The sequence below is a fragment of the Citrobacter sp. Ca225 genome, assembly GCF_030337175.1.
Classification (GTDB): Bacteria; Pseudomonadota; Gammaproteobacteria; order Enterobacterales; family Enterobacteriaceae; genus Citrobacter_A; species Citrobacter_A amalonaticus.
Window position 1 is genome coordinate 95,070 of sequence record NZ_JAOWCD010000103.1, and the last position, 26,376, is coordinate 121,445.

The 26,376-nt window shown below is 44.3% G+C and carries 24 protein-coding genes; 16 read left to right on the plus strand and 8 right to left on the minus strand.

The window, feature by feature from the left end; all coding sequences use genetic code 11:
- The first annotated feature begins 82 nt into the window (after window positions 1–82).
- The 13 genes from OGW13_RS24325 (at window position 83) to OGW13_RS24385 (ending at window position 14,010) form a co-directional block, all read left to right on the plus strand.
- A complete protein-coding gene (locus tag OGW13_RS24325) occupies window positions 83–1,630 on the plus strand; it encodes a type I restriction-modification system subunit M (protein WP_085037110.1) in 1,548 nt (515 codons plus the stop codon).
- Window positions 1,627–2,859, plus strand: a complete 1,233-nt coding sequence (locus OGW13_RS24330) for a restriction endonuclease subunit S (protein ID WP_186943942.1) — start codon at window positions 1,627–1,629, stop codon at window positions 2,857–2,859. The genes OGW13_RS24325 and OGW13_RS24330 overlap by 4 nt, the downstream gene beginning before the upstream one ends.
- Before the next feature lie 58 nt (window positions 2,860–2,917).
- Window positions 2,918–6,157: a type I restriction endonuclease subunit R gene (locus tag OGW13_RS24335; RefSeq protein ID WP_186943940.1), complete on the plus strand. Its 3,240-nt coding sequence runs from the start codon at window positions 2,918–2,920 to the stop codon at window positions 6,155–6,157.
- A gap of 52 nt (window positions 6,158–6,209) precedes the next feature.
- Window positions 6,210–6,803, plus strand: a complete 594-nt coding sequence (gene kwaA, locus OGW13_RS24340) for an anti-phage protein KwaA (RefSeq protein WP_064150751.1) — start codon at window positions 6,210–6,212, stop codon at window positions 6,801–6,803.
- Between the two features lie 10 nt (window positions 6,804–6,813).
- Window positions 6,814–7,785 carry a Kiwa anti-phage protein KwaB-like domain-containing protein gene (locus OGW13_RS24345; RefSeq protein ID WP_080917241.1) on the plus strand — a complete coding sequence of 324 codons (972 nt, stop codon included), beginning with the start codon at window positions 6,814–6,816 and terminating at the stop codon, window positions 7,783–7,785.
- Window positions 7,786–8,214: 429 nt separating this feature from the next.
- Entirely contained in the window at window positions 8,215–9,201 is a 987-nt protein-coding gene (locus tag OGW13_RS24350; RefSeq protein WP_080917244.1) for an ankyrin repeat domain-containing protein, read from the plus strand.
- Between the two features lie 356 nt (window positions 9,202–9,557).
- On the plus strand, window positions 9,558–9,998 hold the full coding sequence (locus OGW13_RS24355) for a hypothetical protein (RefSeq protein WP_080917247.1): 441 nt from the start codon (window positions 9,558–9,560) through the stop codon (window positions 9,996–9,998).
- A 15-nt stretch (window positions 9,999–10,013) separates the two neighbouring features.
- Window positions 10,014–10,958, plus strand: coding sequence for an ankyrin repeat domain-containing protein (locus OGW13_RS24360; RefSeq protein WP_045286507.1), 945 nt, complete (start codon window positions 10,014–10,016; stop codon window positions 10,956–10,958).
- Window positions 10,959–11,134: 176 nt separating this feature from the next.
- A complete protein-coding gene (locus tag OGW13_RS24365; RefSeq protein ID WP_001594377.1) occupies window positions 11,135–11,539 on the plus strand; it encodes a hypothetical protein in 405 nt (134 codons plus the stop codon).
- Complete coding sequence (locus OGW13_RS24370) at window positions 11,536–12,765, plus strand: relaxase/mobilization nuclease domain-containing protein (protein WP_080917250.1); 1,230 nt, start codon at window positions 11,536–11,538, stop codon at window positions 12,763–12,765. Before OGW13_RS24365 ends, OGW13_RS24370 begins: the two co-directional genes overlap by 4 nt.
- Before the next feature lie 189 nt (window positions 12,766–12,954).
- Window positions 12,955–13,227 carry a hypothetical protein gene (locus OGW13_RS24375; protein WP_080917253.1) on the plus strand — a complete coding sequence of 91 codons (273 nt, stop codon included), beginning with the start codon at window positions 12,955–12,957 and terminating at the stop codon, window positions 13,225–13,227.
- Window positions 13,228–13,276: 49 nt separating this feature from the next.
- A complete protein-coding gene (locus OGW13_RS24380) occupies window positions 13,277–13,663 on the plus strand; it encodes an SEN1984 family lipoprotein (protein ID WP_080917256.1) in 387 nt (128 codons plus the stop codon).
- Between the two features lie 26 nt (window positions 13,664–13,689).
- Window positions 13,690–14,010 carry a hypothetical protein gene (locus tag OGW13_RS24385; RefSeq protein ID WP_057058078.1) on the plus strand — a complete coding sequence of 107 codons (321 nt, stop codon included), beginning with the start codon at window positions 13,690–13,692 and terminating at the stop codon, window positions 14,008–14,010.
- A gap of 145 nt (window positions 14,011–14,155) precedes the next feature.
- On the opposite strand, the gene OGW13_RS24390 is transcribed toward OGW13_RS24385, so the two are convergent.
- Window positions 14,156–14,581: a hypothetical protein gene (locus tag OGW13_RS24390; RefSeq protein ID WP_080917259.1), complete on the minus strand. Its 426-nt coding sequence runs from the start codon at window positions 14,579–14,581 to the stop codon at window positions 14,156–14,158.
- A 991-nt stretch (window positions 14,582–15,572) separates the two neighbouring features.
- On the opposite strand from OGW13_RS24390, the gene OGW13_RS24395 reads away from it, so the two are divergent.
- Window positions 15,573–16,139: a helix-turn-helix domain-containing protein gene (locus OGW13_RS24395; RefSeq protein ID WP_080917262.1), complete on the plus strand. Its 567-nt coding sequence runs from the start codon at window positions 15,573–15,575 to the stop codon at window positions 16,137–16,139.
- Between the two features lie 88 nt (window positions 16,140–16,227).
- On the opposite strand, the gene OGW13_RS24400 is transcribed toward OGW13_RS24395, so the two are convergent.
- Window positions 16,228–16,803 (minus strand): hypothetical protein, encoded by a 576-nt coding sequence (locus tag OGW13_RS24400; protein WP_016239676.1) that lies wholly within the window; start codon window positions 16,801–16,803, stop codon window positions 16,228–16,230.
- On the minus strand, window positions 16,800–18,269 hold the full coding sequence (locus tag OGW13_RS24405) for a tyrosine-type recombinase/integrase (protein ID WP_080916715.1): 1,470 nt from the start codon (window positions 18,267–18,269) through the stop codon (window positions 16,800–16,802). Before OGW13_RS24405 ends, OGW13_RS24400 begins: the two co-directional genes overlap by 4 nt.
- Before the next feature lie 159 nt (window positions 18,270–18,428).
- Between OGW13_RS24405 and mutS the strand changes: the two genes are divergently transcribed.
- Window positions 18,429–20,996 carry a DNA mismatch repair protein MutS gene (mutS, locus tag OGW13_RS24410; RefSeq protein WP_287116582.1) on the plus strand — a complete coding sequence of 856 codons (2,568 nt, stop codon included), beginning with the start codon at window positions 18,429–18,431 and terminating at the stop codon, window positions 20,994–20,996.
- A gap of 97 nt (window positions 20,997–21,093) precedes the next feature.
- Here the strand turns inward: mutS and OGW13_RS24415 are convergent, their stop codons facing one another.
- From OGW13_RS24415 to OGW13_RS24425, 3 genes are read right to left on the minus strand one after another with little or no spacing between them, the layout of a single operon-like run.
- Complete coding sequence (locus tag OGW13_RS24415; RefSeq protein ID WP_042999548.1) at window positions 21,094–21,330, minus strand: non-oxidative hydroxyarylic acid decarboxylases subunit D; 237 nt, start codon at window positions 21,328–21,330, stop codon at window positions 21,094–21,096.
- Window positions 21,331–21,340: 10 nt separating this feature from the next.
- Window positions 21,341–22,768, minus strand: a complete 1,428-nt coding sequence (locus OGW13_RS24420) for a non-oxidative hydroxyarylic acid decarboxylases subunit C (protein ID WP_287116583.1) — start codon at window positions 22,766–22,768, stop codon at window positions 21,341–21,343.
- Window positions 22,768–23,361, minus strand: a complete 594-nt coding sequence (locus tag OGW13_RS24425) for a non-oxidative hydroxyarylic acid decarboxylases subunit B (RefSeq protein WP_044255030.1) — start codon at window positions 23,359–23,361, stop codon at window positions 22,768–22,770. Before OGW13_RS24425 ends, OGW13_RS24420 begins: the two co-directional genes overlap by 1 nt.
- 171 nt (window positions 23,362–23,532) lie before the next feature.
- Between OGW13_RS24425 and OGW13_RS24430 the strand changes: the two genes are divergently transcribed.
- Window positions 23,533–23,940 (plus strand): MarR family winged helix-turn-helix transcriptional regulator, encoded by a 408-nt coding sequence (locus OGW13_RS24430; RefSeq protein WP_044255027.1) that lies wholly within the window; start codon window positions 23,533–23,535, stop codon window positions 23,938–23,940.
- A gap of 119 nt (window positions 23,941–24,059) precedes the next feature.
- Here the strand turns inward: OGW13_RS24430 and rpoS are convergent, their stop codons facing one another.
- Both rpoS and nlpD read right to left on the minus strand, forming a co-directional pair.
- Window positions 24,060–25,052, minus strand: coding sequence for an RNA polymerase sigma factor RpoS (rpoS, locus tag OGW13_RS24435; RefSeq protein ID WP_000081550.1), 993 nt, complete (start codon window positions 25,050–25,052; stop codon window positions 24,060–24,062).
- A 62-nt stretch (window positions 25,053–25,114) separates the two neighbouring features.
- Complete coding sequence (nlpD, locus tag OGW13_RS24440) at window positions 25,115–26,191, minus strand: murein hydrolase activator NlpD (protein ID WP_309295136.1); 1,077 nt, start codon at window positions 26,189–26,191, stop codon at window positions 25,115–25,117.
- Window positions 26,192–26,376 lie beyond the last annotated feature (185 nt).

Sequence of the window (26,376 nt, forward strand, 5' to 3'; positions counted from 1 at the left end):
TAATTAATCGCTGTATAAGCTCGTAACAAGCGGAACTTTAAGGCAAAATAGGGCTACCATCCTAATTCACGAAGTTACGCTAATGGCAAGAAAACCTAAAGAAATCAAAACAGATCCGTTAGAAGTCATCCTGTGGAAAGCGGCAGACAAGCTGCGTAAAAACATTGATGCAGCCGAGTACAAGCATGTCGTACTAGGCCTCATTTTCCTTAAGTACATTTCTGATTCTTTTGAATCTCATTATGAGTTGCTGAAAGCCGGTGAAGGCGAGTTCGCAGGTGCTGACCCGGAAGACAAAGACGAGTACACCGCTTACAACGTTTTCTTTGTCCCAGAGCTTGCACGTTGGAACTATCTGATTTCTAAGGCAAAGCTACCCGAAATCGGTAAGCTGATCGATGATGCTATGGAGCTTATCGAAGCGGGAAATCCACAATTAAAAGGTGTGTTGCCGAAAGTCTATGCTCGCCAGAACCTCGACGCCACTATCCTTGGTGAACTGATTGATCTCATTGGTAACATTGCATTAGGCGATGCAAAAGCGCGTTCTGCAGACGTCTTAGGCCATGTATTTGAATACTTCCTTGGTGAATTCGCACTCGCAGAGGGAAAACAAGGCGGGCAGTTCTATACGCCAAAATCTATTGTTAGCCTGCTGGTAAACATGCTTGAACCCTACAAAGGCCGTGTCTTTGATCCCTGCTGTGGTTCCGGTGGTATGTTTGTTCAGTCAGAAAAATTTGTAGAAGCACATCAGGGAAATATTGACGATATTTCAATCTATGGGCAGGAGTCCAATCAGACCACTTGGCGTCTGGCAAAAATGAACTTGGCAATTCGTGGAATTAACTCTGAACACGTTCGCTGGAATAATGAAGGTTCATTCCTTAACGATGCCCACAAAGATTTGAAATCTGATTTTATCATAGCTAACCCACCGTTTAACGTCTCTGACTGGTCTGGTGAGCAGCTTCGTGGTGATGCCCGCTGGCAATATGGCATTCCACCTGCTGGTAATGCTAACTTTGCATGGATGCAACATTTCCTGTACCACCTGTCTCCAAAAGGTCAGGCTGGCGTTGTGCTGGCAAAAGGGGCTTTAACATCTAAAAGTTCGGGTGAAGGTGATATCCGTGCGGCGCTGGTAAAAGATGCCAATGTTATTGACTGTATCGTTAACTTACCTGCAAAACTGTTCTTGAACACCCAGATCCCTGCGGCCTTATGGTTTATGCGCCGTGATCGTGAAAACAGCAGTCAATATCGTGATCGCAGTAAAGAAATTCTGTTTATCGATGCCCGTAATCTTGGTCATTTGATTAATCGTCGTACCAAAGTGCTTTCCGACGACGATATCAAAACAATTTCCGATACCTACCATAACTGGCGTAACAAAGGTGGCGACTATCAAGATATCGCTGGCTTCTGTGCGTCTGCCGATATCAACGAAGTCGCTGAACTTGATTATGTACTAACTCCTGGCCGTTATGTTGGCCTTGCTGACGAAGAAGACGATTTTGACTTTAAAGAACGCTTTACGGCTCTTAAAGCCGAGTTTGAAGCACAACTGGAAGAAGAAACACGCTTGAATAAGGCTATCGCTGATAATCTTGCGAAGGTAATATTATGAGTGAGTGGGAATTTTTACAAATTAAAGATCTGGTAAGTGATGGTAGCCTTGAAAAACCACTAGATGGTAATCATGGCGGCATACACCCAAAGGGTGCAGACTTCGTATCGTCTGGAATTCCTTTCGTCATGGCTTCAGATATAAACAATAGCCAAATCGATTTGGTTGGATGTAAGTTTATATCCAAACAACAAGCATTGTCTCTACGTAAAGGATTCGCAAAAACAGGGGATGTTCTATTAACACATAAAGCAACATTAGGCCGGACAGCTATCGTTCCGCCATTAAAAACCGACTTTATAATGTTAACACCACAAGTTACTTATTATAGAGTAAAAGACAAGAACAGAATAAATAATCATTATTTAAAATATTATTTTGACACCCCTGATTTCCAACAAACTCTTGCTAATCATGGAGATGCTGGTTCGACAAGAGCTTACATAGGTATAACTGCTCAACATGATCTACCAGTTATTCTTCCTCCAATAAATGAGCAAAAAGCCATCGCATCTGTGCTTTCCTCTCTCGATGACAAAATAGACCTGCTTCAACGCCAGAATAAAACTCTGGAATCCATGGCCGAAACCCTGTTTAGGCAGTGGTTTATTTTAGATAGCACTGGTGTATCAGTTAGTATAGATCAGATAATTGACTTTAATCCAAAGCGAACTTTAATTAAAAGCCAAGACGCTACTTATTTGGACATGGCTGGACTGAGCACTGTTATTTTTCGTGCAAATGGATATTACAGACGTCCATTTTCTTCAGGAACTAAATTTACTAAACGAGATACCTTGCTAGCCAGAATTACCCCATGTTTAGAAAATGGGAAAGCGGCCTATATTGATTTTTTAGACGACAATGAAACTGGATGGGGTTCTACCGAATTCATAGTTATGCGTCCTAAAAAAGAAATCCATCCTTTTATCTCATATATCATGTGCCGAAACCCGGACTTCAAAGAATATGCGGAAAGCTGTATGGAAGGTTCAACTGGCAGACAACGAGTTAACTTGGATCATCTTAAGAAGTTCAATATTAATCTGCCAACAGAAGCTTCCCTACGTATAATTAATGAGTTATTAGATTCATTTGAAAGTAAACTTATTAACAACTCAAAACAAATTGATAGCTTAGAAAAACTCCGCGATACCTTACTTCCCAAACTGATGAGCGGTGAAGTACGGGTTCAGTATGCAGAAGAAGCAATCGCATCAGTAGCATAAAATAATTATGCGGGTGTACAGCCCGCTCTCTGGTTAAGCGGCAATAAGGACAGTACGCATGGCAAAGATGACCGAATCCGATATTGAAGTAATGGCAATTGAGCACCTGCAAGGGCTGGGCTATGAGTATGTTTACGGCCCGGACATTGAACCCAGTGGAATCAATCCGTTACGTAGCTATCAGCAGGTTATCCTTGAAGATAAAGTGCGTACAGCATTGCAACGAATTAATCCGCACCTTGGTGAGCAGAAGTGTGAGGAAGCTCTAAAACAGGTGATGCAGATCAGCACACCTGACCTAATGACAAACAATCTGGCCTTTCATCGCCTGTTGACCGAAGGAATCAATATCGAAGTCAGCAAGGATGGTAATACACAAGGAGAGCTGGCCTGCCTGATCGACTTTAACGATCCCACGAATAATGAATTTTTGGTTGTGAACCAGATAACCATTAAAGAAGGCAATCATACCCGCCGACCAGACCTTATTTTATTCATTAACGGTCTGCCGTTAGTCGTTATCGAACTTAAAAATGCCGCTGACGAAAATGCAACGGTTGCAGGTGCTTATAACCAGATAAAAACGTATCAGAACCAAATCCCCAGCCTGTTTACCTACAATGCCTTTAATGTTGTTTCAGACGGACTGGAAGCCAAAGCGGGAACGGTTTCCGCCGATTTCAGTCGTTATATGACATGGAAAACCGCTAATGGTAAAACACAAGCTACCAGTACCCAACCACAGCTCGAAGTTTTATTACAGGGGTTGCTTAATCCTGTAACGCTGTTGGATGTGATCCGCCACTTTATCGTGTTTGAAGCCAGCAAACATGAAGACAGCAAAGGGATTATCAGTATCCGTACCGTTAAAAAAATGGCTGCTTATCACCAGTACTACGCGGTTAATGCAGCAGTACTTTCCACTATTCGTGCCTCAGCGGTGAATGCGGACTCCCCCTCTGCCGAAGTAGCACTGCGCCAGCAGGGACGTAACAGTAAAGTTCTTGTTAATGCGCAAAAAACCGGAGATCGTAAAGCGGGGGTCGTGTGGCATACCCAGGGTTCCGGTAAATCGCTTTCGATGGTGTTTTATACCGGGAAGATTGTACTGGCGCTGAATAATCCAACAGTGGTAGTGATCACTGACCGTAACGATTTGGATGATCAGCTATTCGGTACGTTTTCTTCTGCCACTCAGCTACTTCGTCAGACACCAAAACAGGCCAACAACCGGGAAGAACTCAAAGAATATTTGCGTGTCGCCTCTGGTGGTGTGGTGTTTACCACTATTCAAAAATTCCAGCCTGATGACGGCGGCAATATCTATGAGCTACTATCAGATAGAACCAATATTGTCGTTATCGCTGATGAAGCACACCGTTCTCAGTACGGTTTCAGTGCCAAAGAAGTTGACGTGAAAGACAGCGAAGGCAACGTAACAGGTAAACGTACCGTTTATGGCTTTGCCAAATATATGCGTGATGCCCTGCCCAATGCTACCTATCTGGGTTTTACCGGAACCCCCATAGAAAAAACGGACGTTAACACACCTGCTGTTTTTGGTAACTACGTTGATATCTACGATATCTCACAGGCCGTAGAAGACGGTGCAACCGTGCGTATCTTCTATGAAAGCCGTCTTGCCAAAATTGCCATCAGTGACGAAGGTCGCCAGCTAATTGAAGACTTCGACGATGAGTTTAACGAAGACGAGCTGACGCTTACCCAGAAAGAACGGTCTAAATGGGCCAGAATCGAAGGTTTGATTGGCAGTTCAAAACGTATTAAAGCTATTGCGGCGGATATGGTTCAGCACTTTGAACAGCGCTTAAAATCTAATGCCGATCATGGCAAGGGCATGATTGTCACCATGTCCCGTCGTATTGCTGCTGAACTTTATAAAGAAATCATAGAGTTAAAACCTGAATGGCACAGCGATAATCTAAATGATGGCGTGATTAAAGTCGTCATGACCTCTTCTGCTGCTGACGGACCAGAAATCGCTAAACACCACACCACAAAAAAAGAACGTCAGGTTCTGGCTAACCGTATGAAGGATGACGACGACAAGCTGAAACTGGTGATAGTGCGTGATATGTGGTTAACCGGCTTCGACGCTCCCAGCATGCATACGCTGTATATCGACAAACCAATGAAAGGCCACAACCTCATGCAGGCAATTGCCCGTGTGAACCGTGTGTATAAAGATAAGATAGGCGGTCTGGTTGTTGACTATCTGGGCATTGCCTCTGATTTAAAAGAAGCCCTCTCCTTTTACTCTGATGCAGGTGGACGTGGAGATCCTGCTGAGGTTCAGGAAGAAGCCGTAACACTCATGCAGGAAAAGCTGGAAATCCTGGAAGGCATGATGCATGGCTACGATTACAAAGCTTACTTTGCCGCAACTACTTCACAACGCCTGACAATTATTCTTGAATCAGAAAACCATATTTTAGGGCTGGATAACGGTAAAGGTAAAATGCGTTTCCTGGCTGCGGTTGCAGCCTTGTCGCAGGCATTTGCATTGGCGACACCGCACGATAAAGCAATGGAAGCGGCACCCGAAGTAGCATTCTTCCAGGCCGTAAAAGCCAGACTGAATAAATTTACTGAAAACTCAGACGGATCAGAAGAAGAACACAATGACAGTCTCGAAGTTCGGGTAAAACAGACTATCGATCAGGCTCTGGTTACCGATAAAGTTGTTGATATTTTTGACGCTGCTGGGATACAAAAACCTGATATTTCCGTTCTTTCTGAAGAATTCCTTCAGGAAATGAAGGATTACCAACACAAAAATATTGCTTTGGAAACGCTTAAAAAACTGCTTTCTGACGAGATTAAGGTTCGCTCGAATCAAAGTATCACCCAAGGCAAAAAACTGATTGATATGCTGACCTCTGCAATCAATGGCTACCAGAACAAGGTACTGACCGCAGCGGAGGTAATTGATGAGCTAATCAAGCTTGCCAAGACTATCCAGGAATCTGACAGCCTTGCCAGCCAGTTAAACCTCAGCGCTTATGAATATGCCTTCTATTCTGCTGTTGCAGATAACGACAGTGCTCGCGAGTTAATGGAAAAGGAAAAACTACGAGAACTGGCAGTCGTACTTACAGAGGCTATCCGCAACAATGTCAGTCTTGACTGGACAGTGAAAGAAGCAGCAAGAGCAAAAATTCGCGTGGTGGTAAAACGTCTGCTCAAAAAATATGGTTATCCACCCGATATGTCCTTGCTCGCCACAGAGACCATTTTGAAGCAGGCTGAACTTTTAGCTGGAGAATTAGGAAAATGATTCCCCTAAATTTTTAACATACAAACTATTTTAAGTTATACAGGAGAAGCTAATGGATAGCAGGCCATATCTTAAAACAGTACTATATATACTATCACTATGGCTTCTATTTTTATCATTATTAATTATGTCCTTCGATAAGGTTTTGATAAAAAATGTGTGGGACTATATTTTTACTGAAAACTTTACTTTCTCAATCTCGTCATTGAAAGTGAGAAATATCGTTTTCATAGTTAGTTTGATTTTCATTTTTATTGGTGCAATTATTTTAATAGTCCTTGCAAATAGCTTTGGTTCGGGTTGGTCTGTTGCATGCACTGTCTCGGATATTAGCAATGAAAACCATGAACATTTAGAGTTTTTAACCACTTATATAATGCCCTTAGTTTTCACTGATGTCGATAGTAAGAGAACTGTATTAAATTTAGGGTTGATGATATTTGTAATCGGCGCAATATACGTAAAGACAAACCGGTTTTATTCTAACCCATCACTTGCAATACTCGGATTCAGAATATACAAAGCTAATGTTCATGACCGTGGAGTGAAAAAATGCACAGTAATCTGCCGCAGTGTTCTAAAGAGTACAGATAATATAAAGTATATAAAAATCGACGATGAAACTTATTTGGCTAAAATAGTGTAGAGGTCATGACATGTTCACTAACATTGAAAATATTTCAAAATCGAAACGCATCTCTGGCGAAGCTTTTTTTGTCGCTGATATTCAAGGTACGATAGATATATTCAAGGTTAACCTTGAACCTGATGCTGAAAAAGATCTGACCACTTCATTTTCTAAAAGCTTAATCAATAATATTATTGAACCTAACAGAGGTAAAGTGGCCGTTCCACTTGTATCCACTTTATTAGAAAGAGATAAACAAGTTTTCGAATATGATCACTTAGCAATTAATCATCTCCCAATTGAATTTACTAAAATGAACAACGTGCTAAATTTCGGTGTCAATGGGAATGCAACACAGTTTGATTTTGCAACACAAAGCCTGACATCGGTAAAAGCCGTAATTTACCACCTTTGTGATGGTAATGGAAACAGCGTAGTCATTTACCAACATAAATATCCTGTTTCTCTACATAAGAAAACAAAAAAGTCTTTCTTGAGTCTAAATGGCAGAACCTTAGATAAGATCACTCATGACAGTATTGATATAAATGACACGATTGACTTCTTCTTTTTTCAGAATAAGCACTATGCGCTAAACATTAAACTTCTTGAAAGAATGTATGGATTAGAAAGTGTAATAGATAATCTTGCAAATAACTCAACGCCATTAATAATAAACCTTGGAATTGTTAATACACAAGGAATGCCAGTGCCACTAGATATTTTCAAGGACATGTATAAAGACAGAGCATTTATGCGTAGACTTGCTATGGTTTCAAAAGGGAACTTAGTAAAAACGGGAGTTTCAGTCCCTCAAATACAACAAGTTATGCAAAAATTTCCTGTATTTCAACGGAATATTGATCTAACAGGAGGATTAATAAACCTTAATACTAAAGATCAAAAGAGATACTTTATCCGGCTTCTAAATAATGAAGCATCTTTTGCAGCACTTGATAACTCGCCCTTCCTGGCTGTTGAAAAAGACTCCGCTGCTTAAATTTTAAATGAGCATCCTCAAGCCGAATAACTTAAAGGATGCTCTTCAAATTTTAATAAGAATTATCAACAGAAAAAAACCTCATAAAAAACACTACTCATTTAATTTCCAAAATTAAGAAGAACATTAATAACCACCATTATATTACATGATCTTTTCCATATCCTATAGCATTACTCTCTATATTATTAATATCTGAGCCTCTAATTATCTCCTTTATACAAATTAGCTCCAATATGGATAAATATTCTTGTGAAAATGGTTAATCCACATCACATAGGATAACCTTAACGTCCCTATGTTCCATTAAGTTAAGAATAACCTCAAGCAAACCAAATCAGATACCCCCTAATAAAACAAAAATAAATTTGAATACCGTAAAATCTGGTGTCATTAATATCTTGAAAACAACAAAAAAGGAGATAAACAATGATATCAAGAGAAAATAATAAAAATAACCTATTCCGTGTAAAGTCTAAAAATGGTGTCCTTCGTTGCCTCAAGGCTGGCATGGATATAAATATGTGCAATAGTAAAGGTCAAACTGCTCTTTTTACCTGTAATGTACCCGAAGCTATACAGGCAATGATTGACGCTGACATTGACATTCACCACTTAGACAATGACGGAAACAATGCATTGTTTTATGCTCAAAATATAGAGACGGTGGAACTTCTTGTCAGCAATGGAATTAATGTAAACCACAGAAACAAGTCAGGCACCCTTGCCATACAGCATATTAATGTTTCACCTGGGTTAATAAAATATCTTATCAAAGCAGGACTAGATATCCATGCCAAAGATAGCTATGGCAATTCCTTTCTTTTCATTCCATTTGAAGGATATGTGTACGATGCACTAATTGAGGCTGGTTGCGACATTAATCATAAAAATATAAGTGGACAGACAGCATTCGATCACTGGCAGTCAGAAAATAATAGCATAGTTGGTAAATATACGCACTGGGAATCTAAAAATGATAATTACATACGCTTCCTTATCCGTAATATTCACCTTACAAACAGTTCAAAAATTTTATTCAAGAACATTACATTTAAATCAATTGAGCTGTTGTCATTGCTTATAAAACAAAAAAATGAATTTGAGATAAGTGATAAATGTATCATAACACCAACAAATGCCGACGCTAAAAAATTAATTTTACAACTAAAGAAGCTGACAGACATTAGTCATGTTTGGTTTTACATAAGCAGTACATATCTACTGACGCACTATGCAGGAAAACTGCTAATTAAATGGTTAATACGTAATGATATAAAAGTTGATATAGAATCACTAAAAGAACGCTACTTCTATGAAGAAATCCTCCAGGAAAAATCACAGAGAGAGCAAAAGGTTTTACGAACAACGCTTCAACCAGTTACCTGTAAAGCAATTACAAAAAAAAGATTATGAATTGAATCTGCCTGAACACTCTCCCCTTGGCTTTAACCTTTAGTTAGATAGCCAAGGGGCGCTAACATCATTAATTTAATACAAAGCCCCACATTGCACCTTAGCACTTTGATAAATTTATTTTTTAAAACACCCTCATCGCCAATTCATACAATATCAATCACTACTCTCAAACCAAATCAATCAAATAAAACACAGCACTTTTTGATAAAAATAATATAACAATGAAAAACAACACCTTATATGAAATATAATAAAAATATAACTATTTAATTAAATAAATATAAAAATATATTTGCATTTTGTTTATTTAATAATATATATTTCCTTTGTTAATTAAATAAAGGAGAACTAAAATGAATAAAACAAACTATCCAAGCCTGACTAACTATCTCGCCAAAACAAAAAAGAACGCAGATCTTTATAGATTATATAATCCACAATTTTCTTTTTTCTGCAAAAGTGACACTCAGGAGCAAAGATTTTATTTCGATTATTTCTCAAGACATGTGGTCTCGAAGAGAAATATTTTAACCGTATTCTCTATCTATACATTCACCTCTTATAACATGAACAAAAAAGAGACAATAAAAAATTTCATTCGATTTCTCAAAACGACGAATGAAAGTACATTCCATAATGCTTTTTCATTTCGCGGTGGTAACATTTTGTATGTAAGCAACAAAAACATGTTGAAAGAGATCTCATGGTTTTCACTCGCTCGAATTTACGAAGACATTAAAAAAATAAAGGAATATAAAACCAACCATGAAAACTATATCAGATTAGTCGCTTAACAGAGGAGAAGAATTATGAATAACAACGCAATAAATGCATTACTCTCTTGTAAAACTCCAAAAGACATTCAGGCTTGCATTACTGCAGGCTCCGATATTAATACACTGGATTCGTTTGGAAGAAATATACTGTTTTACTGTAAAAACCCAAGAATGATTGACACTCTGGTTAAAGCAGGAATAGATTTTAACCATGTTGACAACTATGGTCACAATGTTTTGTTTAACCAGCGAAATCCTCACATACTGAAAAAATTGATTGATTCCGGCGTAGATATACACCACAAAAATGGTCTCGGCCAAACCTGTTTATGCTCGTTAGCTGATAATATATCCTGTTGCAAAACCCTGATCAATGCTGGAATTAATGTCAACAATGTGGATAAATGCGGAAGAACAATACTTTTTTACGTAAAAAATCACTCTATCTTTGATTTGATGGTACAGGCCGGTTGCGATATAAACCACAGAGATAACCAGGGTCATGGTATTTTTGAAATTTGCTATTCATTAGGCGATTTCAAAGCCAAAATGCTCATTCGTCATATTAGTATGAAGGATAGCAGTCCAGTAATTTTCAACTACCTCAACAGCGAAAGTCTGCAGATAATGGATTTGCTTCAGAAGAAAAACCTTAACTTTACTATCTCTGATAACTGCCAGGTTTATCTAAGTGCCAATGAAAATGAAATGAGCTCTTTCTTCAGTGAACTAAAGAAGAAGACAGATATCAGCAACACACATTTTCGCCATATTGTACTGCGAGGTTATGATTTACGCGGGGACATTGAAACCATTAAATGGTTTATCCGCAATGACATAAAAATAGATAAAAAACAACTGGAACAGCATATTCGACATGATGAGATTTGTAAATATATAGCAGAACATGAGAGAAAGAAACTTAGCGAAATTATGAAACAAACAATCTCTTTAATGCCAGTAAAACGTAGATTGTAACCTCCACCCCTCCTCACTGTCATAATGAATTTAATATGAACCCTATTTTTACCCAGAGCAGATTACTTAATTAGCAATCTGCTCCACCTCTCTTATTTATAAATTTCGACACTGCCTTGACTTATTTTACCAATGCGCTAACTGTAGATCATGAACACATTTTAAAAAGGTTAGATATGCATAAAAATGAAAGTAAAGAAGATCTATCAAGAAGCTCAAGAAGAGGTAAATTCCATACAGCAAAATATTCACCTAATGAAGTTCGAACTCACTGCGTCAGCGTTCGGTTAAACGAAGAAGAATTATCTATTCTCGATAGTAAAAGAGGCCCTTATAAAAAAGGGGAATGGCTAAGAATGGCATCCCTCAACAAACTCCCACCGGTATTACCTGAAATCAATCGTGAAGCATGGATTAAACTCGGCAACCTTTCACAGGATTTAAACCGCCTGCTGAATCATCTCGACAGCAAAAGCCCTGACAGCGAACTGACCCGTACAGAACTCTTCGCCCTGCGCAGACAAATCAAAACTCTCAGGGATCACCTTATTCCATCAACCTTTCTGGAGCAAGACCAGTGAAAGGCATGCAGAAAATAAAGCGGGGTAAACAGTTTGCAGGTGTGGTTCTCTATAGCCTTAAGCCAGGATCTCACCACAAAATCACGCCTTATATTATCGGTGGCAACATGACGGGAAGCACTGCTGCTGAACTTATCAGTGAATTTGAAGGCACAAGACTACTGCGCCCCGGTGTCGCCAAACCTGTCTGGCATAATTCGCTTCGCCTGCCAAAGGGAGAAACACTGTCAGTCAGACAATGGGCGGCATTCGCTGACGATTATATGACCCGGATGGGATTCACTGAAACCCATCTTCGCTGCTATATCATGCACGATGATTCGGACGGGCAGCATATCCATATAATAGCTAACAGAATTAACATGGTCGGTGGGAAATTATACCTTGGTAAAAATGAAAACCTCATCAGTACCCGGATTATCAGCGAACTGGAGAAAGTCCACAAACTCACTCAAACTACACCTGCAAACAGTGGTCATCGTCAGGAGAAAAGAAAGCCTTCCCGCAATGAGCTGATGATGGCTGAACGAACGACAACTCCCTGCCCCAAGTCCACTCTGCAGAGCCTGATTGATAATGCGTTAACCGGCCGCCCTGATTTGCTGACTTTTATCACTATGCTGGAAAAGGAAGGCGTGAACTGTAAACCCAATATCGCCTTAACGGGAAAAATGAACGGCTTTTCATTTCAGTACCAGGGCATTGCCTTTAAAGCATCTCAGTTGGGTAAGAAATATGGCTGGTCTTACCTGCAAACGCTGATTGATTTCGTACCGGAACATCTGACTTTACTGAAACAAGCACAAAAGCCAATACTACCTGCACCAGTGCCAGTGCCAGTGCCAGTGCCAGTGCCAGTGCCAGTGCCATCATGCGAGTCTGAAGAACAGGATGCAAACCGGGAAACGATTCTGGAGAAAATCCATCAGCTTGAAGAAAAAATTCGTCTGGAAAGACAACAGGAGACAGTGGGTATCATTCAGCTCAGGAGCAAGCTGCACAATACAACCCGTCAGATACCCCGCCAGCGTCGCCTGAAGGTGTGGCTTTTATTACTCAACCAAATTGTTGTACTTCTAAGGCGCAGGGGAATGTCACTGCTGCATGCCACAACACATCCTTTCCGCAAGATTCTTCATCTGCACCTGTTAGCACCCGTTCCTTTCACAGCCAGTCATTCTCCTCAGGAACAATCAGTTAGGAATAACCAGCACCACACACCATAAGGTGTGCTAGTCCATAACGAAACGATAGTCAATGAATAATTGATCGTTTGTATAGATCGATAATTAATTTATGATAGCCACAAACTATCACGAAGTAATCATCGATCGGTACAAGCAATTTTACTAAAGCGGGTCATTCATCGAAAATGTTCAAAAATACATCATCTTAAATCAGTCCTTGGAGTCACGATGGATAATAAAACGATTAGCTGCCCCTTCTGCTTTACACAAAGCCCACATGGTGTGCGGGTTTGCAAAGGCTGTCATGCAAAAGTGGCCTATGGTGAAAGCCCGCTCAGTGTGGCATTCTTGTTTCAATTCGTGGCATTAGCTATCGCCTGGTTAGTATTTTCATTAACCGGCAGCACTCCTGTCTCAGTCATTACGTTTTTTGCCAGCGTCATTATTCTTATCTACATTATTAAAAAGAAATATGCAGACAGAGTTATTTTTATACGGTGATATTAATTTTACACTACCGCAAACATAAAAAACTAATATGAGATAACTTATGAACAGATTCATGATTTCTGTGTTTTTTATTTCTTCTTTCCTTATTTCTGGTTGTTCAACATCAGGCAATCAGCAACTGAAAAAAGAAACATCACAAAGTCTGCAGTCTAAAATCATCAAAAATAAAACAACGAAATCAGAAATAATTACCGCATTAGGCGAGCCCGAAACCAAGACTACACTTGATAGTGGAAACGAAGAATGGACTTATTCGATGGATAACAATCAGTTTGATGCCACCACATTTATTCCCGTTGTTGGGCTGCTGACGGGGGGCTCACAGACGCAGGCCAAAACGCTGGAAATCGAATTTAAAGGAGAAACGGTCAGCAATTGGACGTTCTCTGAAAACAGCAGCAAGATGAAAACCGGTCTTATTCAATAACGTACTCTACAGTCTGGGATTATTTTATGAAAACATATGCATTTACCACACTCATTGCGTCCATTTTTTTGCTGAGTGGCTGTACCGGTGAACCGTCTGAGCAGGATATTTACACTGCGATGAATAAGGTCGTGGAGCAGACGAATGCCATCGTTAAATCCATAGCAGGTAAAGATGTCCCGAAAGACGCACTGCGCGAATTAAAATCAGTCAAAAAGCATGACTGCGTAGAAGTCTCTGATAAAAGCTATAAATGCAATGTGACGGCTATTGTCGATAACGAAAAGCGTACTGCTGCTGTAACCCTTGTCAAAACGGATGATGGCTGGCAGGTCGTTGATAAGTAAACCCACCTTAAAGCCATCACGACAGGCGGGACGCCAACTGGGTGGCTCCTGCCTTTTTAATACTCGATTATGACCTGCCGGAAACGCCAGCTCCATTTCTCTCCACCATTCAGCATCCCATTCCTTGTACACGCTGCTGCCGCTATCAAAGTCTTTTCCTGATCACTGAGACTGGCGGAGTATAAGCCAGAGAGCCTGCAATGCGTTTCTTTTCATACTGAGCCAGCAAATCAGCATAAATATGCTCTGCTTCGTCCAGATTGCCTGAAATATAATTCACAAGTGAATTCAGGCAATGCAGCAACGTGTCGCTATTTGCAAGCTTCCTGAGCAGCGTTGTGTTCAGAGTCGAAACGACTCCTGTAAACATCTGCATAATATTATCTACGTGATAACATGAATTACGGTACTGCGCCCGTGAATAAAAATACTTCAGATGATACCCTGCGAAGAGAACATAAAGTTTTTTATAAAAGGCATTGTTATTAACGCTGTTGTGATGATGGGTTATAAATTTATCAACAACATGTATAAATTTTTCCTCCTGTGATAAAACATTAATAGCACTCATGATTTCCTCCATTCTTTTGTTTTTATAATTAAGTACTATCATCTTAAAATTTAAAATCAATAGTAAAATTAAAATATTTTATTATTGATATATATTTTACCCCCCCCATAAGTAAAAATAGCTTTTACTGTACTATGGTGTGTCTTCCCGACTGTATTACTATTTCATATTTCAATTATCAGAGTTATTTCCCTATTGCTGATAAGAAACCCACAGGAATATTTTTTGAGAGCGTGCTACGCACTGGCTTACGCCCCTACTACCGATAAATGTTAATTATTTTTACCAAACAGTTGAAAAATCGTAATTTTGTCTCCCTGGCAGCGCCGCTGAGTGCCCACAGCACTCACTCGCTGAAGCAGAAAGGATTTTTCCGAAGGGTCCCGGCGTGAGCCGTAGTCAGCAGACGGGTAAAATCATGTATCTGTGTTCGCTTTCCCGATCAACTCAGCCTCCTGATTTTTTTGCGCGAAGCGTATTTGTAATGACAGTTAACCTCAGTTCTATGAACTCGTGCGCGAAGCGTATTTATACTTTCAGAAAATACTGTAGTAATGTTCTGAAGCCCAATGGCGCAACATACAGTTGCGCAGGCTTCATTTCAGAAATGATATTATGTAAGAAAAACAACAATAAAAGTATTTTCATCAGGTACACCAAGGCCTTGAGTGTCGATCTAATGTAAAACTGTGGTTTCTTATTTCTTTATCACTCTTTTATCTTGCAGATCAAAATAGGAAATTAATCAATAAAATCATATCATTACGCAAAATCTGCTGTTGTTAATTTCAGCACCAAAAATCATTAATTACATACCAGGTGATGGTGAAATTTAGTACCCCTTGTTTTAAATCTGATAACCCATTACCCCCTACTAAATAATAAACTTAAAATTTAAAAGTAAATATAATTAAAATAATATCACTAACCAAGTTGACAAATGAATTAAACATGCCATATCTGTAATTACAAAAATAAAAAAGGAGCCATTATGTCAATCACAAGTGTTGTATTAACTAAAGAACAGAAATCCATTATTGCAGAAGCATTAGAGGTTATGCCCGAAGATCTGGAAGAGATAAAAATTAAAGCAACCAGCTATAAAAAGACGTCCTTCAGGGACGATTTCTCAATGATCTTTAAAGGTAATATGGCGACACTCGCCAGAATGGATTTGACGCCCACAGCATTTAAAATTGTGCTTTATCTCTTCTCAGCCATTGATTACGGTAATATTATTCCTGATTTTTCACAGTCACGTACTGCTAAAGAGCTTGGACTGAATAAATCAAATGTTTCACGTGCATTCAAAGAGTTATTTGGTAGGAAAATACTTATTCGTGACACCATAGATAATCAGGTATATCTGAATTCAAACTTGTGCGTTAAGGGAATTCCTCGTCGTTTCAATGAAGATCTGATGGATAAATTCAGAAAATCCAGACTGGAGACAGAAGACTTTGCCAATTCGTTTAATTTTTATCGTGCCGGGAGTAAAACAAAGCCGGTTAAAAAATCCAGAAGAAGATATCCTGAAGACGGAATTCCATTTGATTGAAATAATAAACAATACTGTTGAAAATTTACACTTCCGCAGATAATGATTTCCCAATACAAATTCAACTTTATATTGGGAATAAAACTAATCATAAGATATCATTAAGTATATGACGTTCTTGTTCAACTTCACATGATTTAATCATCCCACTTAGTACTCTAACAAAAACATCATTCCATTTCTGACGCTCTCTCGAAGTATGCCAGTTCTCAAACAACACTTTTTCAAGAGAGATCCAAATAACTTCTGCGCGAGAGGTATTTAATAGCTCCTTGAATACTTCGTCAGATACAGTAAGAGCATGAGAATAGATTTTATTATCAATAGTCCAGAAAGGCTCTGGCTTGGTAAAATCAGTCAAAGAAGCAAAAGCCAACCCACGGATCTGTGCTGCTTCCATTGTGCTGTTCACTTTATGATGATCCCGCCATGTTCTTAAATCACCTAAAAGATAATTTACTCGTTGATTCCTTGCCTTGCTGTCTTCTGCCTGGTATTGAATATAAGCAGGGCCATTACCAGTCTGGCGATAACGAGCCAATGTTTTGACACTTACACCAAGATAAAGGGCCGAAACTTCAGCACTCAGGGTTGCATCATCTGGCATACTACCAAATAGCCGCCATACTTCGGCGTATTCCCTTAAAGTATCAATAGTACTCATTCCTTATTCTCCTGATTTTCTGGCAATGGTGGGTACTTCGCCGAAGCCAAAAGTGTATTATACAATTCTGGTGACGTCATCAGCATATGAAGCTCAATCAGTTGAAGAGCTTCAAATACCCGCTCTTTATCAGGCTCAGCATATCTTTCAGTAGGGTCTGTGGTATTACGGTGGTTAAGCAATCTTTTCACCACTGCATACGAAGTAAGCCCTTCTGCAACTCGACCAAAGGTTCTTCTTAGATCGTGCATTCCCAGCTTCATTATTCCAGCTTCCTGGCAGATATACTCGCGCAAGCTTTTACTGTCAGAATAATGTCCAACCTTGCTTCGTGATGAACGAGCCGGAAAAACCCATTTGCGTTTATCTGCCCGTATTTCGGTATCGTTGACGATATCTCGTCGGTCTTCCAGAATTCTCTTTGTAGCATCACAGATTGGAAGCTCATGGTCGTTACGATTTTTCGTGTCGTAAAAGCGAATAACCCGGTTTTCGAGATCGACATAGCTTGTCGTTCTGACTTCCTCTTCTGTCAGGGCCTCTCGCCAGCACAGTGTTGCTGTCTCTTCTTTCCTGGCTCCTGTCAAAATGGTCAGCAACAGATAATCACAACCCAAACGATTAAAACCTCGCTTATTGTGTAATGCACCTAGAAACCGTCCCAAAGTATCTTTGGGGGACAATGGATTTCGTACGCCCTTGGCACGATAGCTATCTTCCAGCTCAGATCGTGTTCTGAACTTCTTCTGTACCTTTAAAATTGAAAAAGGATTATAGGACAACGAAGGTTGTCGTTGCTGGGTCTGAGCATTCCCAGCTTCTATCTCGATTGCGTGTTTTACAGCAACATTGGCCCACCTAAAAGTCTGTTCTGCTGCTGTTCTGGCTCTTGAAGCAATCTCGTCAAACTTCCGAAGGATTTCATTACCAGTAAGATCCTTGATTCGAAGGTTCTGCCATTCTTTTAACCGACTCTCAGCTTTGTCTAACACATTGAGAGTGTTTGGTTTAGCAGGTTTGGTTCTGCCAAGTAAGTGACTCCTGTATTGGGCAAAAGCTTCACTCACAGTCAATTCAGCCAGATCGAGTTCCCTTTTAATCTTGTTGGGATTTCTCTTTGTTGCAATCATTGTCTGAACCAACTGCCGAGCTGCCTCACGGGCTTGATCGATACTTGGAAAATCAGACACATTTCCAACCTTTACTTTCAAGACAGAGCTTGGCTTCTTACCCTCACTGACATTACGATCTGACGAGGCTACTCTTCGCTGGATTACATAGGTTTTTTTCGTCAAACTGACCTTCACACCGAAACCAACAGGCGAATCTCGATGATCGTCAAAAACTATGTAAGGTTTTTGGTCAGGGTTAGCTTCGAAAACGACTTTTCCAGAGCTACTGAGCTCAGGCTTAACATTGATACTTAACTTATTGATAATAAAAGCCTGATTGAGAGTTGTTTTCAAAGTATCACCACCATTTGTAGCCCAGAGAAGGAGTAAAACCAATCTATCACGTCTTGGGCTACAAGTGAGCTACAAATTTATGGGTTTATGTGGGTTTAAAAGGGTTTTACCTGGGGCCACATGAGCACTTGAAAGAATTAAAAAACGAGCAAAATCAATATGAATGAGTCTATTGACAAGGATCTATCAGACCACACGCCAATGATGCAGCAGTATCTCAAGCTGAAGGCCCAACACCCGGAGATTCTGCTTTTCTATCGCATGGGCGACTTTTACGAACTCTTTTACGACGATGCAAAACGGGCGTCGCAGTTGCTCGACATTTCGCTGACGAAGCGCGGTGCGTCTGCGGGCGAGCCCATCCCGATGGCGGGTATTCCCCATCATGCGGTCGAAAACTACCTCGCCAAGCTGGTCAATCAGGGTGAATCCGTCGCCATTTGCGAGCAAATTGGCGACCCGGCCACCAGTAAAGGGCCGGTTGAGCGTAAAGTCGTGCGTATTGTCACGCCGGGCACCATCAGTGATGAAGCCCTGCTACAGGAGCGCCAGGACAATTTGCTCGCCGCCATCTGGCAGGACAGTAAAGGCTACGGTTATGCCACGCTGGACATCAGCTCCGGGCGTTTTCGTCTGAGCGAACCCGCCGATCGCGAAACAATGGCCGCCGAACTGCAACGGACCAACCCGGCGGAACTGCTGTACGCCGAAGATTTCGCGGAGATGGCTCTGATTGAAGGTCGTCGAGGATTACGTCGTCGCCCGCTGTGGGAATTTGAAATTGATACTGCACGTCAGCAGTTGAATTTGCAGTTTGGTACCCGCGATCTAATTGGCTTTGGCGTTGAAAACGCGCCGCGCGGACTTTGCGCCGCTGGCTGCCTGTTGCAGTACGTCAAGGATACCCAGCGCACTTCCCTGCCGCATATTCGCTCTATCACCATGGAGCGGCAGCAGGACAGCATCATCATGGATGCCGCGACGCGCCGCAATCTGGAGATCACCCAGAATCTGGCCGGGGGCATGGAGAACACGCTGGCCGCCGTGCTCGACTGCACCGTGACGCCGATGGGCAGCCGTATGCTCAAACGCTGGCTGCATATGCCGGTACGTGATACGAAAATCCTGACAGAACGTCAGCAAACCATTGGTTCATTACAGGATGCAACCAGTGAACTGCAGCCCGTGCTGCGCCAGGTGGGCGATCTGGAACGTATTCTTGCGCGTCTGGCACTGCGTACCGCGCGTCCGCGCGATCTCGCTCGCATGCGCCACGCTTTCCAGCAACTGCCGGAACTGCGTGCGCAACTGGAGTCGGTGGACAGCGTCCCTGTACAAATGCTGCGCGAGAAAATGGGCGAATTCGCCGAACTGCGGGAACTGCTGGAACGTGCGGTCGTTGATGCTCCCCCGGTTCTTGTTCGTGACGGTGGTGTTATTGCGCCGGGCTACAACGAAGAGCTTGATGAGTGGCGCGCCCTGGCAGACGGTGCGACCGACTATCTCGACAGGCTGGAAATCCGTGAGCGCGAGCGTACCGGGCTGGACACGCTGAAAGTCGGCTTTAACGCGGTGCACGGTTATTACATCCAGATTAGCCGTGGGCAGAGCCACCTCGCACCAATCAACTACGTCCGTCGCCAGACGCTGAAAAACGCCGAGCGCTACATCATTCCGGAACTCAAAGAGTACGAAGATAAGGTTCTGACCTCCAAGGGCAAGGCGCTGGCGCTGGAAAAACAGCTCTATGACGAACTGTTCGACCTGCTGCTACCGCATCTGGCGGATCTACAACAGAGCGCCAGTGCACTGGCGGAACTCGATGTACTGGTGAATCTGGCCGAACGCGCGTACACGCTGAACTACACCTGCCCAACCTTCAGCGATAAACCGGGTATTCGTATTACCGAGGGCCGCCATCCGGTGGTGGAACAGGTCCTGAATGAGCCGTTTATCGCCAACCCGCTCGACCTCTCACCACAGCGCAGAATGCTGATCATTACCGGACCAAACATGGGCGGTAAAAGTACCTACATGCGCCAGACCGCGCTGATTGCCCTGCTGGCCTATATTGGCAGCTACGTACCGGCGCAGAAGGTGGAAATTGGTCCTGTCGATCGTATCTTTACCCGTGTAGGTGCAGCGGACGATCTGGCCTCCGGGCGCTCCACCTTCATGGTAGAGATGACCGAAACGGCCAACATTCTGCACAACGCCACTGAGAACAGCCTGGTGCTAATGGATGAGATTGGCCGCGGGACATCCACGTACGATGGCCTGTCGCTGGCGTGGGCATGTGCGGAAAATCTGGCGAATAAGATCAAAGCGCTGACGCTGTTCGCGACGCACTACTTCGAGCTGACCCAGTTGCCGGAAAAAATGGAAGGCGTAGCCAACGTCCATCTCGACGCGTTAGAGCACGGCGATACCATTGCCTTTATGCATAGCGTGCAGGACGGTGCGGCCAGTAAGAGCTACGGCCTGGCGGTCGCAGCGCTGGCGGGCGTTCCGAAAGAGGTGATCAAACGTGCGCGACAGAAACTGCGCGAACTGGAGAGCATTTCACCCAACGCGGCGGCAACACAGGTGGATGGCACCCAGATGTCGCTGCTGTCCGTTCCCGAAGAGACCTCTCCTGCCGTTGAAGCACTGGAAAATCTCGACCCGGATTCGCTAACGCCCCGTCAGGCGCTGGAGTGGATCTATCGGCTGAAGAGTCTGGTGTAAGAAAAAGGCCCGATGCCGCTTTGCGTATCGGGCCACATATTAACGGTACTGTACTTTCCCAGGCCGGATAAGGCCTCAGCCGCCATCCGGCACTCCGTCAGCGCTTATCTTCTGTCAGCAGCGGCGGAATAGTGGGTACCATCGGCGCCTCATCGATATCTTTCTGCGTCATACGAAACGCCTGCGGGTAGTGTTCGCGGCTGGTACGACGTAGCGGCTCCGTATCACGCCAGGTGTACAGGCAATGTTGGCACTGATACACCGTCCAGACGCCTTTCACTGGCGAGGTCGCCATCACTTCAATATGTTCATCAGCACAACGTGGGCAAATCATCTGAGGCTCCTTATTTACGGTTGGCCAGCATGGCAGTCAGCTTTTCAGCCCAGGCTTTGGTTTCCGGGAGATCGCACACCGGCTGGCTATAGTGACCACGGTTATCCGGCGCAACGGGCGTGGTGGCGTCGATAATCAGCTTATCGGTGATCCCCGCCGGACTTGAGCCCGGATCAAGTTCCAGTACTGACATATTCGGTAGCTGAACCAGATCCCCCGCCGGGTTGACTTTCGACGACAGCGCCCACATCACCTGCGGCAGGTTGAACGGATCGACATCTTCATCCACCATGATCACCATCTTCACGTAACCCAGCCCGTGTGGCGTGGTCATCGCGCGCAGTCCCACCGCTCGCGCAAAACCGCCGTAGCGTTTTTTGGTCGAGATAATCGCCAGCAGGCCGTGGGTATACATGGCGTTAACCGCCTGCACTTCCGGGAACTCCGCTTTTAGTTGCTGATACAGCGGAACGCAGGTGGCCGGCCCCATCAAATAGTCGATTTCTGTCCACGGCATACCGAGATAAAGGGATTCAAAAATCGGTTTACTGCGATACGACACCTTATCAATACGCACAACCGTCATATTGCGACCACCGGAATAGTGGCCGGTAAACTCGCCAAACGGGCCTTCAATTTCACGTTTGCGGCTTTCAATCACCCCTTCCAGGATCACCTCCGATCCCAACGGCACATCAAATCCGGTCAACGGCGCAGTGGCGATGGGATACGGGCTTTCGCGCAGCGCCCCTGCCATTTCATATTCGGACTGATCGTACTTCAGCGGTGTCGCCCCCATCAGCGTGATGATCGGATCGTTACCCAGGGTGATGGCGATCGGCAGATCCTCGCCGCGCTCTTCCGCCTTATGCAGATGCAGCGCGATATCATGCATCGGTACCGGTTGCAGGCCCAGCTTACGCTTGCCCTTCACTTCCATCCGGTAGATACCGACGTTCTGCTTGCCGAAGTTGTCCGGGTCGAGCGGATCGCGGGAGACTACGCAGGCTTTATCCAGGTAAAATCCGCCATCGCCGTCGTTCAGGCGAAACAGCGGCAGAATATCGAACAGGTTAATCGCTTCGCCATCGACACTGTTTTCCGCCCATGCCGGATTCGCGCGGCGTTCCGGGGTGACCGGGAACTTATCCCAGCGACGAATAAACTCATCTATCTGCTTTTTCACTGGCGTATTCGGCGGTAAGCCCAATGAAATGGCATGATTTTGCCAGGAGCCGATGGTATTCATCGCCACACGCGCGTCGGTAAAACCACGAATATTATCGAACCATAGCGCCGGTGCGCCGTCGCCAATACGGCCAGTGGCGTTGGCAGCCGCGGCCAGATCCGGCTCCGCGTTCACCTCTTCACTGATTTTCAGCAATTGTCCCTGGTCGTCGAGCGCCTGCAAAAAGCTGCGCAAATCATCAAATGCCATTATTCATTCTCCTGTGAAAAATTCTGTGCCTGCGCTAATCCCTGCCAGCGACGCGCATGCGGGTGCTCCAGCGCAAACTGGTCCAGTACGCGGGCCACGATGTGTTGCGTAATATCATCAACGGACTGTGGATGGTTATAGAACGCAGGCATGGGCGGCACCATCGCCACGCCCATGCGTGAAAGCGCGAGCATGTTTTCGAGATGCACCGTACTAAGCGGCATTTCACGCGGCACCAGAACCAACTTGCGCCCTTCTTTCAGCACCACGTCGGCAGCGCGTCCCACCAGACCGTCGGCGTAGCCTGCGCGTATTCCAGCCAGGGTTTTCATGCTGCAAGGAATAACGATCATGCCGTCGGTACGAAACGAACCTGACGAGATGGTCGCCGCCTGATCCGCCGGGCTGTGGCAAAAATCGGCCAGTCCGGCAACATCGCGCGCACGGTATGGCGTTTCCAGTTCAATGGTGGTTTTGGCCCATTTCGACATCACCAGATGCGTTTCCACATCCGGCATCTTCCGCAGCGCCTGCAACAGTGCTACACCCAGCGGCGCTCCCGTTGCCCCAGTCATCCCCACAATCAGTCTCATTCATCACTCCACAAATTGTTCGTATACGAACATTTAATATAAATTACCCCTGTAAAACAGCGACGACAATAGCGCCCGTTTTTTTCCGCACGTATTGCTTAAGATTTCCTCGTTAAAAAACGCGGTGTTACCCGTTATGATAGGAGACATGATTTTTAGCCTGGAGTTTTCATGGAGTTACGGAATAAAGCGTTTCACCTGTTACGCCAGCTGTTCCAACAACATACGGCGCGTTGGCAGCATGCGTTGCCGGATCTGACTAAACCACAGTACGCGGTGATGCGTGCCATTGCGGAATGTCCCGGCATTGAACAGGTTAATCTGATGGAGGCCGCCGTCAGTACCAAAGCGACGCTGGCAGAAATGCTAAGCCGAATGGAAAAACGTGGGCTGGTGAGGCGTGAAAACGATCCGCTGGATAAACGTCGCCGCTTCGTTTATCTGACCCCTGAAGGAGAAGCCTTGCTGAAGGTAAGCATGCCGTTGGGAAATCGGGTGGATGAGGAGTTTCTGGGACGGTTGAATGACGAAGAACGCGCGCAATTCGCCCTGCTAATCAAGAAAATGATGCCTGATTAACAAACCTGAGTAAGCATGAAAATGCTCCCGTCTGCCTTCACCCGCAAAAACACAGCGTAGTCAGCCAGAAAGAAGAAGGCCAGCCTCAAAGAGGCTGGCCTTTCTTGTTAGAACGGTGCTTACTCGCGGAAGAGCGCTTCGATATTCAGCCCTTGAGTCTGCAGAATTTCACGCAGACGGCGAAGGCCTTCAACCTGAATCTGACGAACACGTTCACGAGTCAGACCGATTTCGCGGCCCACATCTTCCAGTGTTGCAGCTTCATAACCCAGCAGACCGAAACGACGTGCCAGCACTTCACGCTGTTTGGCGTTCAGTTCGAACAGCCATTTGACGATGCTCTGTTTCATATCATCATCTTGCGTGGTGTCTTCCGGACCGTTCTCTTTCTCATCGGCCAGGATATCCAGCAACGCTTTTTCGGAATCGCCACCCAACGGGGTGTCTACCGAGGTAATGCGCTCGTTTAGACGAAGCATACGGCTAACGTCATCAACCGGTTTATCCAGCTGTTCTGCAATTTCTTCCGCGCTCGGTTCGTGGTCCAGTTTATGGGACAACTCACGCGCGGTACGCAGATAAACGTTCAGCTCTTTAACGATGTGGATCGGCAGTCGAATGGTACGGGTTTGGTTCATGATAGCCCGTTCAATCGTCTGGCGAATCCACCAGGTTGCGTATGTGGAGAAGCGGAACCCACGTTCCGGGTCAAACTTCTCAACGGCACGGATAAGCCCCAGATTGCCCTCTTCAATCAGATCCAGCAACGCCAGACCACGATTGCCATAACGGCGGGCAATTTTCACCACCAGACGCAGGTTACTTTCAATCATCCGACGGCGTGAGGCGACATCTCCACGCAGTGCGCGACGCGCAAAATACACTTCTTCTTCGGCCGTTAACAGTGGCGAATAACCAATCTCACCAAGGTAAAGCTGAGTCGCGTCCAACACACGCTGTGTGGCCCCCTGCGATAACAGCTCTTCTTCAGCCAAATCGTTATCACTGGGTTCCTCTTCAACTAAGGCTTTTTCGTCAAAAACCTCAACTCCGTTCTCATCAAACTCCGCGTCTTCATTTAAATCATGAACTTTCAGCGTATTCTGACTCATAAGGTGGCTCCTACCCGTGATCCCTTGACGGAACTAGCAAGTGTCAGCCTGGTTCCGTCGCTTTATCGCTGCGGTAAATAACGCAGCGGGTTTACGGATTTCCCCTTGTAACGAATTTCAAAATGCAAACGTGTAGAACTGGTTCCGGTGCTACCCATCGTCGCTATTTTTTGTCCTGCCTTCACTTCTTGTTGTTCCCGGACCAGCATTGTATCGTTATGAGCGTAGGCACTCAGGTAATCATCGTTGTGTTTGATGATAATAAGATTACCGTAACCGCGCAGTGCGTTACCGGCATAGACCACGCGCCCATCGGCGGTCGCGATAATAGCCTGTCCCTTACTGCCTGCAATGTCGATCCCTTTATTGCCCCCCTCGGAAGCCCCAAAGTTCTCGATCACTTTGCCGTCAGTCGGCCAGCGCCATGTGGAGATTGGCGAACTGGTAGACGAACTGCTTGCTGTCGATTCGGTTGCGCTAACTGCTGGAGCCGTTACAGGTGCTGTGACCACAGTCCCAGCAGGCTTGTTGTTCGGCAACATTTTGTTAGCACTTTGTTCACCTGAATCCTCAGAATACGTAATTGTCGGTTTCGACGCAACAGCGATGGCGGAATTTTGTGCAGGTCTGGTCACAACTCCTTGCTCTGCCGCGTCGGCCTGAGTTATCGCATTACCGCCGGTAATTGGCGCACCCGATGCGTTACCCACCTGCAGCGTTTGTCCGACATTCAGAGCATACGGGGCCTGAACGTTGTTGCGTTGCGCCAGGTCACGAAAATCGTTCCCGGTGATCCAGGCGATATAAAAAAGCGTATCGCCTTTTTTAACGGTGTACGTACTGCCACCGCTGTAGCTACCTTTCGGAATATTCCCATACTGGCGATTGTAGACAATACGTCCGTTTTCCATCTGCACGGGTTGCTCGGCGACGGGCTGAACATGCGTCGGTTGTGTCGTCGGACGTTGCACCGGTTGAATTTGCGGTGTCTGCGGAGCGGACGTCGTCGTCCCCATCTTCGGCGGCGGCGTAATCAGCATGCCAGAACTGGTATTCGTCGGAGCATTACCATTGACTGAGCTTACCGGCGCCGGTGGATTCGATGAATTTGAACAACCCGCCAGCCATAGCGAAACCAGTGACAGTGCCGCAATGCGGCTAACGGTGAATTTTGGGCTTCCCGCGCTCATTTATCCCCCAGGAAAAATTGGTTAACAACCAGTGACGTATAATCGTGCAGACAGCAAATGGGCACTGGAAAATGTGACCACGATACGCTGACCAGTTCCAAAAACTCCAGGAAAATTCCAGGTATTCGGAACCG